This window comes from Geothrix sp. 21YS21S-2, from assembly GCF_030846775.1.
Lineage (GTDB): Bacteria > Acidobacteriota > Holophagae > Holophagales > Holophagaceae > Mesoterricola.
On sequence record NZ_CP132910.1, the window covers coordinates 4,327,563 to 4,341,446 of the forward strand.

9 protein-coding genes are annotated in these 13,884 nt (G+C 70.9%); 6 read left to right on the forward strand and 3 right to left on the reverse strand.

Annotation, left to right across the window (positions count from 1 at the left end):
- Window positions 1–21: 21 nt before the first annotated feature.
- Complete coding sequence (locus RAH40_RS19135; protein WP_306599207.1) at window positions 22–2,403, reverse strand: caspase family protein; 2,382 nt, start codon at window positions 2,401–2,403, stop codon at window positions 22–24.
- 266 nt (window positions 2,404–2,669) lie between these two features.
- On the opposite strand from RAH40_RS19135, the gene RAH40_RS19140 reads away from it, so the two are divergent.
- Window positions 2,670–3,518: a GGDEF domain-containing protein gene (locus RAH40_RS19140; RefSeq protein WP_306599208.1), complete on the forward strand. Its 849-nt coding sequence runs from the start codon at window positions 2,670–2,672 to the stop codon at window positions 3,516–3,518.
- Here the strand turns inward: RAH40_RS19140 and RAH40_RS19145 are convergent.
- A complete protein-coding gene (locus RAH40_RS19145) occupies window positions 3,515–5,659 on the reverse strand; it encodes a PAS domain-containing hybrid sensor histidine kinase/response regulator (protein ID WP_306599209.1) in 2,145 nt (714 codons plus the stop codon). The genes RAH40_RS19140 and RAH40_RS19145 overlap by 4 nt on opposite strands.
- 64 nt (window positions 5,660–5,723) lie before the next feature.
- Complete coding sequence (locus tag RAH40_RS19150) at window positions 5,724–6,713, reverse strand: PstS family phosphate ABC transporter substrate-binding protein (RefSeq protein ID WP_306599210.1); 990 nt, start codon at window positions 6,711–6,713, stop codon at window positions 5,724–5,726.
- 148 nt (window positions 6,714–6,861) lie between these two features.
- On the opposite strand from RAH40_RS19150, the gene RAH40_RS19155 reads away from it, so the two are divergent.
- The 5 genes from RAH40_RS19155 (at window position 6,862) to thrC (ending at window position 13,856) form a co-directional block, all read left to right on the forward strand.
- On the forward strand, window positions 6,862–7,218 hold the full coding sequence (locus RAH40_RS19155) for a cytochrome c3 family protein (protein ID WP_306599211.1): 357 nt from the start codon (window positions 6,862–6,864) through the stop codon (window positions 7,216–7,218).
- A 26-nt stretch (window positions 7,219–7,244) separates the two neighbouring features.
- Window positions 7,245–8,972, forward strand: a complete 1,728-nt coding sequence (locus RAH40_RS19160; RefSeq protein ID WP_306599213.1) for an NAD(P)-binding domain-containing protein — start codon at window positions 7,245–7,247, stop codon at window positions 8,970–8,972.
- Window positions 8,973–9,251: 279 nt separating this feature from the next.
- Window positions 9,252–11,648, forward strand: coding sequence for a bifunctional aspartate kinase/homoserine dehydrogenase I (gene thrA, locus RAH40_RS19165; RefSeq protein ID WP_306599214.1), 2,397 nt, complete (start codon window positions 9,252–9,254; stop codon window positions 11,646–11,648).
- The gene (locus tag RAH40_RS19170; protein WP_306599215.1) at window positions 11,645–12,586 is read left to right on the forward strand and encodes a homoserine kinase; all 942 of its coding nucleotides are present in this window, start codon (window positions 11,645–11,647) and stop codon (window positions 12,584–12,586) included. Before thrA ends, RAH40_RS19170 begins: the two co-directional genes overlap by 4 nt.
- A 1-nt stretch (window position 12,587) precedes the next feature.
- Window positions 12,588–13,856, forward strand: coding sequence for a threonine synthase (gene thrC / locus RAH40_RS19175; RefSeq protein WP_306599216.1), 1,269 nt, complete (start codon window positions 12,588–12,590; stop codon window positions 13,854–13,856).
- Window positions 13,857–13,884: the final 28 nt, after the last annotated feature.

The following is a 13,884-nucleotide window of genomic DNA, read 5'->3' on the forward strand; positions in this document are numbered from 1 at the left end:
CTACCTCGGGATTTTTCGATCCTACCGCACTTTGCCGATGGGGAACCCCATGCCGCTGGGGGAAACCGTGGGGAACTGGGCGCGCTTGAAGATCTTCTCGGCGAGCCGGGGCACCTCGTCGTCCACGTAGTTGGCCAGCTCGGTGGTCTTGACGAAGCCGTCCCCGTCGCTGTCGGCCCTTCCCTTCATGCCCTCGGTGAGGACGTGGGTGAACAGGCCGTGGCCCTGGTAGCCTTCCAGGGCCTCCTGGACCGAGGTGGAGGCGGCCAGGACCGTCGAACCCACGGCGCGGCTCAGCACCTTGATCGCGGTGTCCTCGCTCATGCCCCGGGTCATCATGGCCACCTGGATGGCGTCGCCCAGCTTGCCGGCGCCGCAGGTGTCGATGACGACCAGCTTCTTCGTGGCGGGGATGTTGGCGATGAGCTCCTTGACCAGGTTCTGGCTGAGGGCGTCGGTCTTCAGCTTCGCGGTGGACGTGGAGCCCACCTCCGAGGTGATGAGGAAGTACTCGCCGTCGTCCACGGTGCCGTGGCTGGCCACGTAGAAGACGAAAAGGTCGTCCGGGTTCAGGTTCTGCATGGCCCGGAGCTCGCGGATGATGCTCTCGCGGGTGGTATCGCCGGGCGTGGTGAGCCGCTTGACATGGACCTCCCCGAACAGGGGGCCCGCGGTGGCGGCGAGGGTCTCGGCGAACAGGTCCGCGTCGGCCACCGCGAAATCGAGCTTGAGCTTGGGGTTCCTGTATTCGTTGATGCCGATCACCAGGGCGTGCAGGGAGGGCCTGGCGGCGGGCAGGAAGGACGCGGTGACGGTCTGCACGGCGTCGGCGCTCTGCATGGAGTTGTCGTCGTTGAAGGCGATGGCGCGGATGGTGTTGAGCCCGGCGGTGAGCCTCACGGGATACTTCCGCACCGTGTCCCCGGTCCCCACCACGGCCAGCCCCCGGCCGCGGTCGAGCACGACGGCGGACCCGTTCAGGTAGAGCCGCACGTCCCCGATGCCGCCGCCGGAGTCGGCGATGCGCAGGGTCACCGTGGCCTCCCCCGCCGCCACCGCGGAAGGGGTGTCGACGATGGACACCACGGGCGGGGGGCGCACGTCGGCCACCTTGCGGTACCCCGCGAGCGAGCCTCCCGAGAGGGCGAGCTTGACCAGGTCGGGGCGGAAGAAGGACTCCCGCAGCTGGGCGATGGTATAGGGCTGCCCCTTCACCGCCACGCCGAGGTTCTGGTCGCCCTTCTCGGAAGCGTTGTAGTAGCCGCTGGGCGTCATGAAGAGCCACTCCCCGTCCTCGAAGGCGATCATGGAGGCCAGCTCCGCCCCGGTGGCCGCGTCGAAGTACCGGGCCGCGCCCAGGGTGGAGGCCACGAGGGTCCGGCCGTCAGGCGCGAAGGCCATGGAGGGGACGTTGTTGAGCATGTTGCCGGTGAGCTCGTCGGCGGCCTTCATCTGGCACACCATGCGGTCGGCCTCGATGTCCCAGAGCTTGTAGCTGGCCTTCAGGTCTCCGCTGAGCAGGAACCTGCCGTCGGGCGAAACGGCCAGCGCGCTGATCTGGGCGAGGATCTTGTTCATGGAGATGAGGCCGCCGGGCATCTGGTGGTGGCCGAAGGCCTTAAGCTGCTGGCCGGTCCTGGCGTCCAGGAGGAAGAAGGTGGTGTCCACGGCCGACATCGGACCTCCGGTGGACTGGTCCATGGCCACGATGCGGGTGCCGTCCGGGGAGAAGGCGGCCAGGGCCCAGGAGAGGGACTTGCGGCCGCCCAGGGCCGTCTGCCAGAGGACCCTGCCCGAGCCCCGGTCCACGAGGGACACCTGCCGGTCCAGGATCAGGACGGTCTTCGCGTCCGGCGAAAGCGCGCCGAACTTCCCCGGGAACCGCTGCGTGATGGTCCCGGACCGGAGGTCGTGCAGGTTGCGCGTCCAGGACTCGGAGAACATGGAGGAGGTGATGCCCAGGGCGAACCGCCCGTCGGGGGTCACCGGCACGCCCACGGACATGCCGAGGAGGCCGTCCAGGAATTTCGGGACGCTGCGGGTCTCGGAGCCGGTGGCCAGGTCCCAGAACTTCAGGGTGCCGTCGTTGCTGGTGGAGGTGACGGTGCGGCCGTCGGCCAGGAAGCCCACGCCCTTGATGAACCCCGTGTGGCCTTTGAACCGGCGGATCTCCTTCATCGCCGTCATGTCCCACACGTGCACCACCTGGTCCGAGCCGCCGGATGCCACCAGGCGGCCGTCCGGCGAATAGCTCACCGCCCCGACCAGCGGCACCTTCTTCTTGACCTCCATGGCCGTGTCCCGGGCCTCCACCTGGAGCTTGGGCTGGATGTGGCAACCCAGCGCCGCGCCCAGGAGCAGGGCCAGGGCCAGGGGGTTGAGAAAGGAACGGGAAAGGAGCATGGGGACCCCCTCGCTGGGCGCAGGTACGCTTTCGCTTGAATTGTTTGATTTGATGGGCCAACTATCCCCCCGGCGGAGGACTCCTGTCAAGCGGGGGCGAGAAAGGCTGGATCCTTCGCCGTCAAATGCCATCTAATGGGGTCAGGCGGTACCCAACGCCTCGACCCCAACCGTCCCCTTCCTTCGGGGGTGCCCTTCTGAACCTGCCTTTCCTTCCCTACGCTCTCGCCCCCATCGCGGCGGCCGCCGCGGGCGAAGGCCATGGTTTGTCTGCGTGGTGGTTCACCTGGTTCCTGCTCCTGGCGGGCCTAGCCGCCCTGGGGCTCTCGGTCTTCTGGCTGCAGTGGCGGATCCGACGCCTGTTCGACCGGAACAACGACCTGGAGCGCCAGATCGATGAGAACGCCAAGGCCCTGGAGGCGACCAACCGGGCCCTCCAGGAGGCCAGCCTCGTGGATCCCCTCACGGGTCTCCACAACCGGCGGTTCCTGGACCATTCCCTTGCCACGGACGCCCAGCAGGCCCGGCGCGCCTACCAGGAAATGCGGGCCGCAGGCCGGGACCCCGCCGAGGGCAAGGAGGACATCCTCCTGTACCTGATGGATCTGGATTACTTCAAACAGGTCAACGACACCTGGGGCCAGGCGGCGGGGGACGCGGTGCTCTGCCAGCTGGGCCAGGCCCTCAAGGGGATCACCCGCAAGACCGATTTCCGGGTGCGGTGGGGCGGGGGGACCTTCCTGGTGGTGGCCCGCCGGGCGCGACGCTCCGGCGCCCCCACCGTGGCCCGGAACCTCCTGGCGGCCGTGCGGGACCTGACCTTCCAGCTGCCCGGCGGGGACCAGATCCGCAAGCGCATCTCCATCGGGTTCACGGCGCTTCCCCTGCTGCCCCTGGGGCCGGAGCTGGGCACCTGGGAGCAGGGGGTGGCGATCGCGGAACAGTGCCTTGCGGCGGCCAAGCGAAGCGGCCGGGACCGCTACGTGGGGGCCATCTTCAAGGCCGACGCCACCCCGGAGCCGGTGCGGGACATGGAGACCTGGGATCTGGCCTGGGCCCGGGCCCATGGGCTCGTGGACGTGGTCTGTTCGGAGCCCGGATTCGTCTGGCCCTAGGCCTCGGGTACCAGCGTCCGGATCCACCCGGCCAGCTCCGCCACCCGGAAAGGTTTTTTCAGCAGGCCCTTCGCCCCCAGGCGCAGGAGGTCCTGGACTTCCTCGTTGTCGCCGTAGCCGGTGCAGATGAGCACGGGCACGCCGGGGTCCACGGCCTGCATCCGGCGGAAGCAGCCGGTGCCGCCCAGCCTGGGCATCTTGAGGTCCAGGATCACGGCGCTGAGGTCGGCGTGGGTCCGCGCGAAGAGGTCGGCGCCCTCCTCCCCGTCCCAGGCCGACAGGGTCGTGTAGCCCAGGCGCTGCAGGGCCTCGACCATGAGGGTCATGATCACCGGCTCGTCGTCCACGATAAGGATGGTGCCCTTGCCGCGGGGAAGGGGGGCCTGCGGGGCGGAGCCCTCCGGGGCGGGCAGGGCGCCCTCGGGGAAGCGCACCGTGAAGGTGGAGCCCCGGCCCGGGGCGGATTCCACCTGGACGCCGCCCTGGTGGGACTGGAGGATCCCGTACACGGTGGAGAGCCCCAGGCCGCTGCCCAGGACGTTCCCGTCGGCCTTGGTGGTGAAGAAGGGCTCGAAGAGCCGGGCCCGGGTGGGTTCGTCCATGCCCACGCCGGCGTCCTTGACGCTCAGGGCGGCATAGCGGCCCGGGGCGAGGCCCAGCGCGGCCGCGGCGCTCCCCTCCAGCCGCTCGTCCCAGGTGCGCACGACGATGGCGCCGGGGCCCCGCATGGCTTCGGCGGCGTTCACCAGGAGGTTCAGGAGCACCTGGTTCACCAGGGACGGATCCGCGTCCACCCGGGGCGGGGCGCCCGGGCGCAGGTCCACGGTCACCCCCTGCGGCAGGGAGGCCGCCGCGAACCCGCAGGCCTCCTGCGCCAGGGCGTCCAGGTCCACCGACTCCAGGATGTTCTTGCCCCGGCGGCCGAAGGCCAGGAGCTTGGCGGTCATGCCGCTGGAATGCTCCGCGGCCTTGAGGATCGCCTGGAGGTGCTTCCTGCGCTCCGGGTCCTCCTCCCGGGCCAGGAGCAGGTCCGCGAAGCCGATGATCCCGCCGAGCATGTTGTTGAAGTCGTGGGCCACGCCGCCCGCGAGGCTGCCCAGGCTTTCCATCTTCTGGGACTGCCAGAGCTGGGCCTCCACCTTCCGGCGCTCCTCCTCGGAACGGCGCAGCTCGGCCTCGGCCTGGACGCGCTCGGTGATCTCCCGGGAATTGGTGACGATGCCCCGCACGGTGGGGTCGTCCAGGTAGTTGACCCCCACGGCCTCCATGTCCACCCAGTGCCCGTCCTTGCAGGCGTAGCGGTAACGCACCACGCCCCGGGCCCCGGGGGCGGCCAGGATCGCCTGGAACGTCTTCTGCACGGCCTCGCGGTCATCGGGGTGGATGAATTCCAGGGTGTTGCGGCCCACCATCTCCTCGGGGCTGAAGCCATGGATGCGCTGGGCCGCCGGGGAGTTGTAGGTGAGGTTCCCCTGGGCGTCCAGGATGGAGAGGATGTCCCAGGAGTTGGCCAGGAGGGCCCGGCGCAGCTCCTCGGACTTGGCCAGCGCGTCCGCGGCGGCCTGGAGGCGGCCCCGCTCCCGGCGGTAGCCGGACATGACCACCCAGATCATGAGGGCCGCCAGGCAGTTGGAGATGACGAAGCTGGAGAAGACGTTCTGGATCCGCTGCGCCTGGGACCGGTAGGGCGCCGCGAGGCCCGGCCAGAGCAGGTCCGCCGCGAAGATCAGCACGCCGTTCAGGAGCAGGAGTCCAAGCAGGATTCCCAGCTTGCGGCCCCGGAAGAAGATCACGGCGAACGTGGTGGGCAGCACGAAGAAGAGGGGGATGGCCCCGCTGCTGGCCCCCTTGAAGAACCAGACGAAGTCCAGGGTGGCCAGCATGACGGCCAGGGAGAGCACGCCGGGATAGCGCCCGCCGCGGCAGGCCAGGTAGAGGGCGAAGGAGGCCGCGCCGAACCCGCCCATGACCAGGTGCACCCGGAGCGGGAAGTGGTGCACCAGGTTCATGGGAATGACCACCAGGAACGACACCAGGGCCGCCACGAGGCAGAGGATCGTCAGGAGGCGGTGCTCCAGGTCGCGCGGGTCCTCGGGGAGGACCCTGGCGTTGAATCGGCTGGACCCGCTGAAGGGGAACATGGACCGGCTCCTGGCTGGGATGATCCCTGCAGTATGCCCCCGATTTCTCCGGGCGGAAGCCGGATCAGCGGTCCAGGCGCTTGAGCGCGATGGTCAGGAATTCGGGCGGCGCGGGCAGGATCCCCACGTCGGCCACGGCGCCCTGGCCCTCCTGGCTCAGCATGAAGCGCAGGAACTCGTCCACGGCCGGATCCAGGGGCTTGCCCGGGGCCCGGTTCACGTAGGCGTAGTACATGCGCGGCATGGGATAGCGGCTCGTGGTGACGTTCTCCTGGTTCGGGAACCGCGCGTCGGTGGCCTTGTAGGGGACGATGGACAGGACCTTCACGCCCGCGTACCAGGAGGAGAGGGAGCCGAAGGCGATGCCGGCCTCGTCGGTGACCACGGCCTCGGCCAGGGAGGCGGAATCGTCCTTCTGGATCAGGCCTGCGCGGAAGGCGCCCTTGAGGAGCACGGCGGCCTGGAAGGCGTCGCGGATCGCCGTGCCTTCGCCGCGGGCGTAGGCGCGGATCTCGCGCTTTCCGAGGTCGCCCCGCACGCGGAGATCGCCCCATTCCTTGAGGGCCTCCTTGGCGCCGCCCAGGCGGTCCTTGGAGAAGATGGCGTCCAGCTGCTCCATGGTGATGCTGGAGAGGGAGTTGTTCTTGTGCACGAAGACGATGAGGGCGTCCATGCATACCGGGATGCGCATGGGCATGTACCCGAACTTGGTCTGGAAGGTCTTGTTCTCCTCGGTGGTGAGTTCCCGGGCGGTGATGATGAGCGGCCTGGCGCCTTCGGCCAGGTCCTTGACCGCGTCCTTCGTGACCTTGGGCAGGTAGGTGATGCCGCCCTGCTGGTGGTACTGCCTGAAAAGGCGGTTCCATTCGTCCCCCAGGTCCGACAGGGCGTCGGTGCCGGGGATCTCCAGGCGGGTGGCCACCTGCCGCGTGGGGGCATAGGTGGGCAGGGAGGTCGAAACCTTGGCCCGGACCTGGGTGGTCTGGGCCCTGAGGGCGGGGGCTCCCGCTGCCAGGCATAGGGCGAGGGCGGCGTGGAAACAGGACATGCCCATGAAGTTCTCCCGAACGTGAATGGACGAGGAATGGCCTTCCCGGCCGGGCCGCCCGGAAGTACCAGGCGACCTGTGGGTCGTTGTTTAGTAGACTAACGCCTTGCCGCTCACTGTTGGAAGAGATCGTGCGATGCCCGGAGGACTCTCGATGACCCTGCGCCGTTTCCTGGCTCCCGTGCTGGCCTGTTTTTTCCTTGGCCTCCCCGCGCGGGCCGCGGACGAGAAGACCACCCCCAGGCATGCCAAGGCGGGTGTGACCTGCTTCGACTGCCACAAGGAGGAAAAGCCCTCCAAGGCGGCGGTGGCCGATGATTCCTGCATGGCCTGCCACGGGGACCTGCCCGCCATGGCCGCGTACACCAAGGCCCTGCCCGTGAACCCCCATGCCACCCCCAAGGGGGACCACCCCGGGCCCTTCCTGTGCACCCAGTGCCACTGCCAGCACAAGCCGCCGGTGGTGAAGTGCCTGGAATGCCATCCCAAGTTCAAGCTGACCCCGAAGTAGGGGAAGGTTCCACAAAGGGGGTCTGCATGCGAATCACCATCCTCGGACTCGGCCGGATGGGCGCCCCCATGGCCCGGAACCTCATCGAGCTCGGCCACGAGGTCACCCTCTGGAATCGCACTCCCGAACGGGCCGACGTCATGGCCGCCCCCGGGGTGCACATCAGCCCCACGGTGTCCGATGCCGTGGCCAAGGCCCAGGTGGCCTTGACGATGGTCTCCGACGACGCCGCGGAGGAGGCCCTGACCTACGGTCCCGGCGGGCTTCTCGAAGAGCTGGGCCACGGCGCCATCCACCTCTGCATGAGCACCATCGGCGTGGACACGTCCCGGCGCCTGGCCGAGGCCCACGCGAAGGCGGGCCAGGGCTACGTGGCCGCGCCCGTCCTGGGCAAGCCCAGCGACGCCGCCTCCCGCCGCCTGTGGGTGCTGGCCGCGGGACCGGAGACCCAGGTCAACCGCTGCCTTGTGGCCCTGGAGGCCCTCGGCCGGGGCATCACCCGGGTGGGGACCCGGGCCGAGGTGGCCCACGCCCTCAAGCTGGGAGCCAATCTCCTCACCGTGGCCATGGTCGAGACGCTGGGCGAGGTGCTGGCCTTCGGGGAGAAGGCGGGCTTCGCGCCCGCCGACTACCTGCGCCTGCTCAACCTCGGCCTGCTCAAGTCGCCCCCCATGGATGCCTTCGGGGGCCTGATGGTGCGCCAGGACTACGAACCTTCGGACCAGACCCTGGACCTGGCCGCCAAGGACCTGGAACTGGTCATACGCTCCTCCCGGGACCTGGGGGTGGCCATGCCCATGGCCGCCCCGCTCCTCCTGCAGGTGGAGAACGCCGCGGGACGCGGCCTGGGAGGCAGGGACCTCACGGCCCTGGCCCTCGTCCACCGCCAGGACGCCAAGCTGGACGAGCCCGCCCCGGTGCCCCCGGCCGAGCCCGCCAGGCCCCTGACCAAGTCCGAGCGCCGGAAGAACGCGGCCGCCCGCAAGGCCGGGGAGCCCGAACGGCGCGTGGGGACCGAATCCCGCAGGCCCGCCAAGGAAGCGCCGCCTGAAGTCCACGCGGCCGCGGTGCCCAGGCCCCACGTGCCGGCTGAGCCCAGGCCCCACCTGGCCGCGCCGCCCAGGCCCCACGCGCCGGCCGAGCACAAGGCCCACCTGACCGTGCCGCCCAAGCCACCGCCGCCCAGGCCGCATGTGGAGGAAAGGCCCCACCTGGAGCCGGAACCCGCCGCCCTGGCCGCGCCTGAACCCGTTCCGGCGCCGGAACCGAAACCGATCCCCGCGCCGGAACCGGAACCGATCCCCGCGCCTGAACCGAAACCGATCCCCGCGCCGGAACCCGTCCCGGCCCCTTCCCCAGGGACCGTTCCGGAACCCGTCCCCGGACCGGTCCCGGAACCGGGCGCCGTGAAGGCCCTGGTGGACGAGCCCAGCTTCGCTGCGATCGGTCCCGAAGGGGCCCTGCTGGTGGACCTGGATTCCACCACCCACTTCGAGGCGATCGACGGCGCCGTGCACGCCTGGGTGGAAGGCAGGCGCCACGCCACGCCCTGGCGATCCTTCGAGGAGGTGGAGCTGGCCTTCAACCAGGTGCTCTTCGTGAGGATCCAGCGCACGATCCTCCTGAACCCCCAGGCCGTGCTCGATATCCGGTCCCTCTTCGGAGGCCGGGCCAAGGTCCGGGTGGCGGGCGGGATCGAACTGCCGGCGACCCGCGAGGCCGCGAAACGACTCCGGTTCCTGCTGGGGGAGTGATCCTCTCCTTGACCGGGAAGGGTTTTTCATGGATCGTAGGCAGATGATGTCCCCGCTCAAAGGCTCACGCCCCTCTCCCGGCCGCAACGCCGGCAGCGGCGCCCTGAACGCGGGCTCCTCCATTATGACCACCACCACGACCGGTACCCATCCCGGCGCGGGGACGGCTTAGTCGGATCATCACTTCCACTTTCCGCCCCGCGCCACCAGGACGCGGGGCTTTCTGCATTTGCCGAGGTCCCCATGCACAGCCGGCCCCCATCCGTTCCCCTCAGAGTCATGAAATTCGGCGGCACCAGCGTCAAGGACGCCGCCCGCATGCGCGACGTGGCCGCCCTGGTGACCGCGGCCCTGGAGACGGACCGGGTCTGCCTGGTGGCCTCGGCCCTGGCCGGCGTGACGGACCTCCTGGTGTCGGCCCCCGGCGCCGCGACCGGCGTGCCCGAGGCCTTCCTGGCCCGCCACCGGCAGGTGGTGGCCGACCTCCGACCGGACCTGGGCCACGGCGCGGACGCCCTCGGGGCGGAACTGGAACTCCTGGCCGCCGAGTGCGCGCGCATCCTCCAGGGCGTGGGCCTGGTGGGCGAGTGCTCCCCTTCCGTGCTGGCGGCCCTCTCCAGCCTGGGCGAGCGCGCCTCCTGCGCCATCCTCACCGCCCTCCTGAAGGGCAAGGGCCTCGAGCCCCGGTATCTGGACCCCCGCCAGTACCTCGTCCTCGAGGGCGAGCCCATGGAGGGCCGGCCCCTTCCCGACGAGATCCGCGCCCGCTTCCGGCCCGAGCGGGACGGAGACGCAGCGCTCTGGGTGCTGCCGGGGTTCTTCGGGGGCGACGTCCAGGGCAAGATCCTCTCCCTTGGCCGGGGCGGCTCCGACTACACCGCGGCCCTGGCCGCGGCGGCGCTGGACGCGGACCTGGTCGAGATCTGGACCGACGTGGAGGGCGTGTTCAGCGCGGACCCCCGCATCGTGCCGGAGGCCTTCTCCCTGCCCGAGGTGAGCTTCGAGGAGGCCATGGAACTGGCCTTTTTCGGCTCGAAGGTCCTGCACCCCAAGACCATCGCCCCGGTGCGCTCGCGAGCCATCCCCATCCGGGTGGCCAGCACCTTCAAGCCGGAGCACCCCGGCACCCTGGTCCGGGACGGGGTGGCGGCGCCGCCCCTGGGCGTGCGGGGCATCTCCTTCCTGCCGGCCCTGGTGATGCTGAACATCTCGGGCCCGGGCATGGCCGGCGTGCCCGGCATGGCGGCCCGGGCCTTCAGCGCCCTGGCCAGGCGCGACCTGTCCGTGGTGTTCATCAGCCAGTGCTCCTCCGAGCTGGCCATCTGCCTCTGCCTGCGCCGGGAGGACGGCGAGCGGGGCGTGGCGGTCCTGGACGAGGCCTTCCGGATGGAACGGGCCGCGGGGCTCGTGGACGCGGTGGAGGCCCAGGAGGGCGTGTCCATCCTCAGCATCGTGGGCGACGGCATGCACCTGCGGCCGGGCATCGCGGGCACCTTCTTCGACGCGCTGGCGGACGTGGACTGCAACGTCGTCGCCATCGCCCAGGGCTCCTCCGAGCGGATCATCTCCGCGGTGGTGCGCGAGGAGGACGGGCGCCGGGCCATGCCCCACGTGCACCGGCGCTTCTTCCGCACCGCGGGGACCCTGGACCTGGTGCTGTTCGGCGCGGGCAACGTCGGAGGGTGCCTGCTGGAACAGATCCTGGGCCAGGAGCCCAGGTTCCGCGAGCAGGGCCTCGACATCAGGATCCGCACCCTGGCCACCAGCCGGTCCATGGTCAACGGCATCAAGGATCTCGCCAGGTGGAGGGAGGAGTTCAAGGCCGGCGCCATCCCCACCGACCTGGACCAGGTGCTGGCCTCGGTGCGCCTGGACCGGCCGGCGATGCCCGTCTTCGTGGACTGCACCAGCTCCGCCGAGCTCGCCGCGCGCTACCCCGAGATCCTGGAGGCGGGCTTCCACCTGGTGGCCGCCAACAAGAAGGCCAACAGCTCCTCCACCGCCTTCCACAAGGGCCTGCGGGAGCGCTGCCGGCGCCTGCACCGGCAGTTCCTCTACGAAACCAACGTGGGCGCCGGGCTCCCCGTGGTCGACACCCTGCAGAACCTGGTGAAGACCGGGGACGTGGTGCAGCGGTTCGAGGGCATTCTCTCGGGCTCCCTGTCCTACATCCTGGGCGCGGTGGGCGAGGGGGTGCCCCTGTCCCGGGCGGTGGCCCAGGCCAAGGCCCAGGGCTTCACGGAGCCCGACCCCAGGGACGACCTGAGCGGCATGGACGTGGCCCGCAAGCTCATCATCCTGGCCCGGGAGATCGGCATGGAACTGGAACTGGAGGACGTGGCCGTCGAGGGCCTGCTGCCCCCGGACTTCGACGCCTCGGGCGACGTGGATTCCTTCATGGCGCGCCTGCCCCTCCTGGACGAGGCCTTCGCCCGGCGCGCGGCCCAGGGCGGCTTCCTGCGCTACATCGGGGGCTTCACCCGGGAGGGCTGCAGCGTCGGCCTGCGGGTGGTGGACGCCTACCACCCGCTGGCCCAGGTCAAGGGCGGGGAGAACGCCTTCGCCTTCTTCACGGAGCGCTACAGCCCCTATCCCATGGTCGTGCGCGGCTACGGGGCCGGCGCCCAGGTCACGGCCGCTGGGGTGCTCTCGGACGTGCTGAGGCTGGTCCATTGAGCCCGGCGGTCAGGTTCTTCGCGCCGGCCAGCATCGGCAACGTCGCCGCGGGCTTCGACCTGCTGGGGGCCGCCCTGGCCCCCCTGGACGGGACGCTGCTGGGGGACTTCGTCACGGTGGAGCCGGCCGGGACCGACCGGTTCGTCCTGGAGGGGGCCTTCGCGGGCATGCTCAGCGGGGATTCCCGGCCCAACCTGGTGACCCGCGCCCTGGGCCTGTTCCGGGAGCGCACCGGGATCTCCACCCCCTGGGCCGTGACCCTGGACAAGCGCCTGCCCGTCAACAGCGGGCTGGGCTCCAGCGCCAGCTCCGTGGTGGCGGCCCTGGCCGCCTTCCAGGAGGCCGCGGGCTCGCCCCTGGAAGGGCCCGAGCTCCTGGCCCTGGCGGGCCGGGCCGAGGGCGCCTACAGCGGCGCCGGCCACCTGGACAACGTGGCGCCCTCCCTCCTGGGCGGGCTGCGCATGGTGGTGCCCGGCCGGGACGGGCGCCCCACGGCCCGCGAGCTGCCCTGGCCCCGGGACCTGGTCTTCGTGGTGGTGCACCCGGAATGGCAGCTGCCCACCGCCGCCAGCCGCGCCGCGCTCCCCGGGGAGGTGTCCCTGGCCGGTGCGGTGGGCTTCGCCGGCAACCTCGCGGGCTTCGTGCACGCCCTGCACACCGGGGACCGGGGCCTCCTGGCCCGCTGCCTCCGGGACCCCCTGGCCGAGCCCTACCGGGCGCCCCTGGTGCCGGGGTTCCCCGCGGCCAAGGCCGCGGCGCTGGCCGCCGGGGCCCTGGGCTTCAGCCTGTCGGGCTCGGGCCCCTCCGTCTTCGGCGTGGCCCCCGAAGGGTGCGCCCCGGTCGTGGCCGCGGCCATCCGCAACGCGTTCGACGAAGCGACGCTGCCCAGCACGTCCTGGCTTTGCGGGCTGGACCTGCGCGGCGCGAGGGAGGTCTAGCATGCGGCTCGTCAACACCCGCGACCCGAAAGGCCGCACCACCTTCGCCGGGGCCATCCAGTCCGGCATGGCTCCGGGCGGCGGCCTCTGGGTTCCCGAGCCCGTGCCCTGCTTCCGGGACATGGAGGCGCTCCTGGGCATGGATTTCCGGGCCCGCTCCGCGGAGCTCCTCCACCGCTTCCTGGGGGACGAGTTCAGCCGGGCCGAAGTGGAGGAGGCGGTCTTCTCCGCCCTGGACTTCCCCGTGCCGGTGGTGCGGGTGCGGGAGCGGATGTTCGCCCTGGAGTTGTTCCACGGGCCGACGCTGGCCTTCAAGGACTTCGGCGCGCGGTTCCTGGCGCGCATGCTGGCCCTCGTGGCCCGAAGGGACGGGCGCCGGCACACCGTGCTCACCGCCACCTCCGGGGACACGGGCGCCGCGGTTGCCAGCGCCTTCCTGGGCCTGCCGGGCTTCCAGGCGGTGGTCCTCTACCCCGCCGGGCGCGTCTCGCCCCTCCAGGAGCGGCAGTTCGCCACCCTGGGGGACAACGTCCGCACCTTCGCGGTGGAGGGCTCCTTCGACGACTGCCAGGCCCTGGTCAAGGCCAGCTTCGAGGACGCCGGGCTGGTTGCGCGCCTCGGCCTCACCTCCGCCAACAGCATCAACATCGCGCGGCTCCTGGCCCAGCTGACGTACTACTTCGAGGCCGTGGCCCGGGTGGGGGAGGCCCCCGTCATCGCCGTGCCTTCGGGCAACTTCGGGAACCTCTACGCGGGCCTCCTGGCGAGGCGCACGGGCCTGCCCGTGAAGGCCTTCGTGGTGGCCACCAACGCCAACACCACCGTCCCCGACTTCCTGGAGACCGGCGTGTACCGCCCCCGGCCCTCGGTGGCCACCCTCTCCAACGCCATGGACGTGGGCGCGCCCAGCAACTGGGAGCGCATCCACGCGCTGTTCCAGGGCGACGTGGAGGCCATGCGGGGCGCCCTGCGCCGGGGCAGCCTCACGGACGGGGAGACCCTGGCCTCCATGCGCGGGCTCCACGCCGGCGGCTACCTCCCGGAACCCCACGCGGCCGTGGCCCACGGCGTCCTGGCCCGCAACCTGGGACCGGGCGAGACGGGCGTGTTCCTGGCCACGGCCCACCCGGCCAAGTTCCGGGAGACCCTGGAGACCGGCCTGGGGCTGCGGGTGCCCCTGCCGCCGGCCCTGGCCGAGGTGCAGGACCGGCCCGTGCTGTCCCGGAGCCTGCCGGCGGAAATCGCGGCGCTGCGGGAGGAGCTCGGTTGAGTACATGAAAATTTCAAGCTTCATGATT

What these genes read in the sequence shown, in the direction of transcription:
- RAH40_RS19145 (WP_306599209.1), bottom strand. Translation starts at nt 5,659, where the DNA reads ATGTTCCCCTTCAGCGGGTCCAGCCGATTCAACGCCAGGGTCCTCCCC.
- RAH40_RS19150 (WP_306599210.1), bottom strand. Translation starts at nt 6,713, where the DNA reads ATGGGCATGTCCTGTTTCCACGCCGCCCTCGCCCTATGCCTGGCAGCG.
- RAH40_RS19155 (WP_306599211.1), top strand. Translation starts at nt 6,862, where the DNA reads ATGACCCTGCGCCGTTTCCTGGCTCCCGTGCTGGCCTGTTTTTTCCTT.
- thrC (WP_306599216.1), top strand. Translation starts at nt 12,588, where the DNA reads ATGCGGCTCGTCAACACCCGCGACCCGAAAGGCCGCACCACCTTCGCC.
- thrA (WP_306599214.1), top strand. Translation starts at nt 9,252, where the DNA reads ATGAAATTCGGCGGCACCAGCGTCAAGGACGCCGCCCGCATGCGCGAC.
- RAH40_RS19135 (WP_306599207.1), bottom strand. Translation starts at nt 2,403, where the DNA reads ATGCTCCTTTCCCGTTCCTTTCTCAACCCCCTGGCCCTGGCCCTGCTC.
- RAH40_RS19160 (WP_306599213.1), top strand. Translation starts at nt 7,245, where the DNA reads ATGCGAATCACCATCCTCGGACTCGGCCGGATGGGCGCCCCCATGGCC.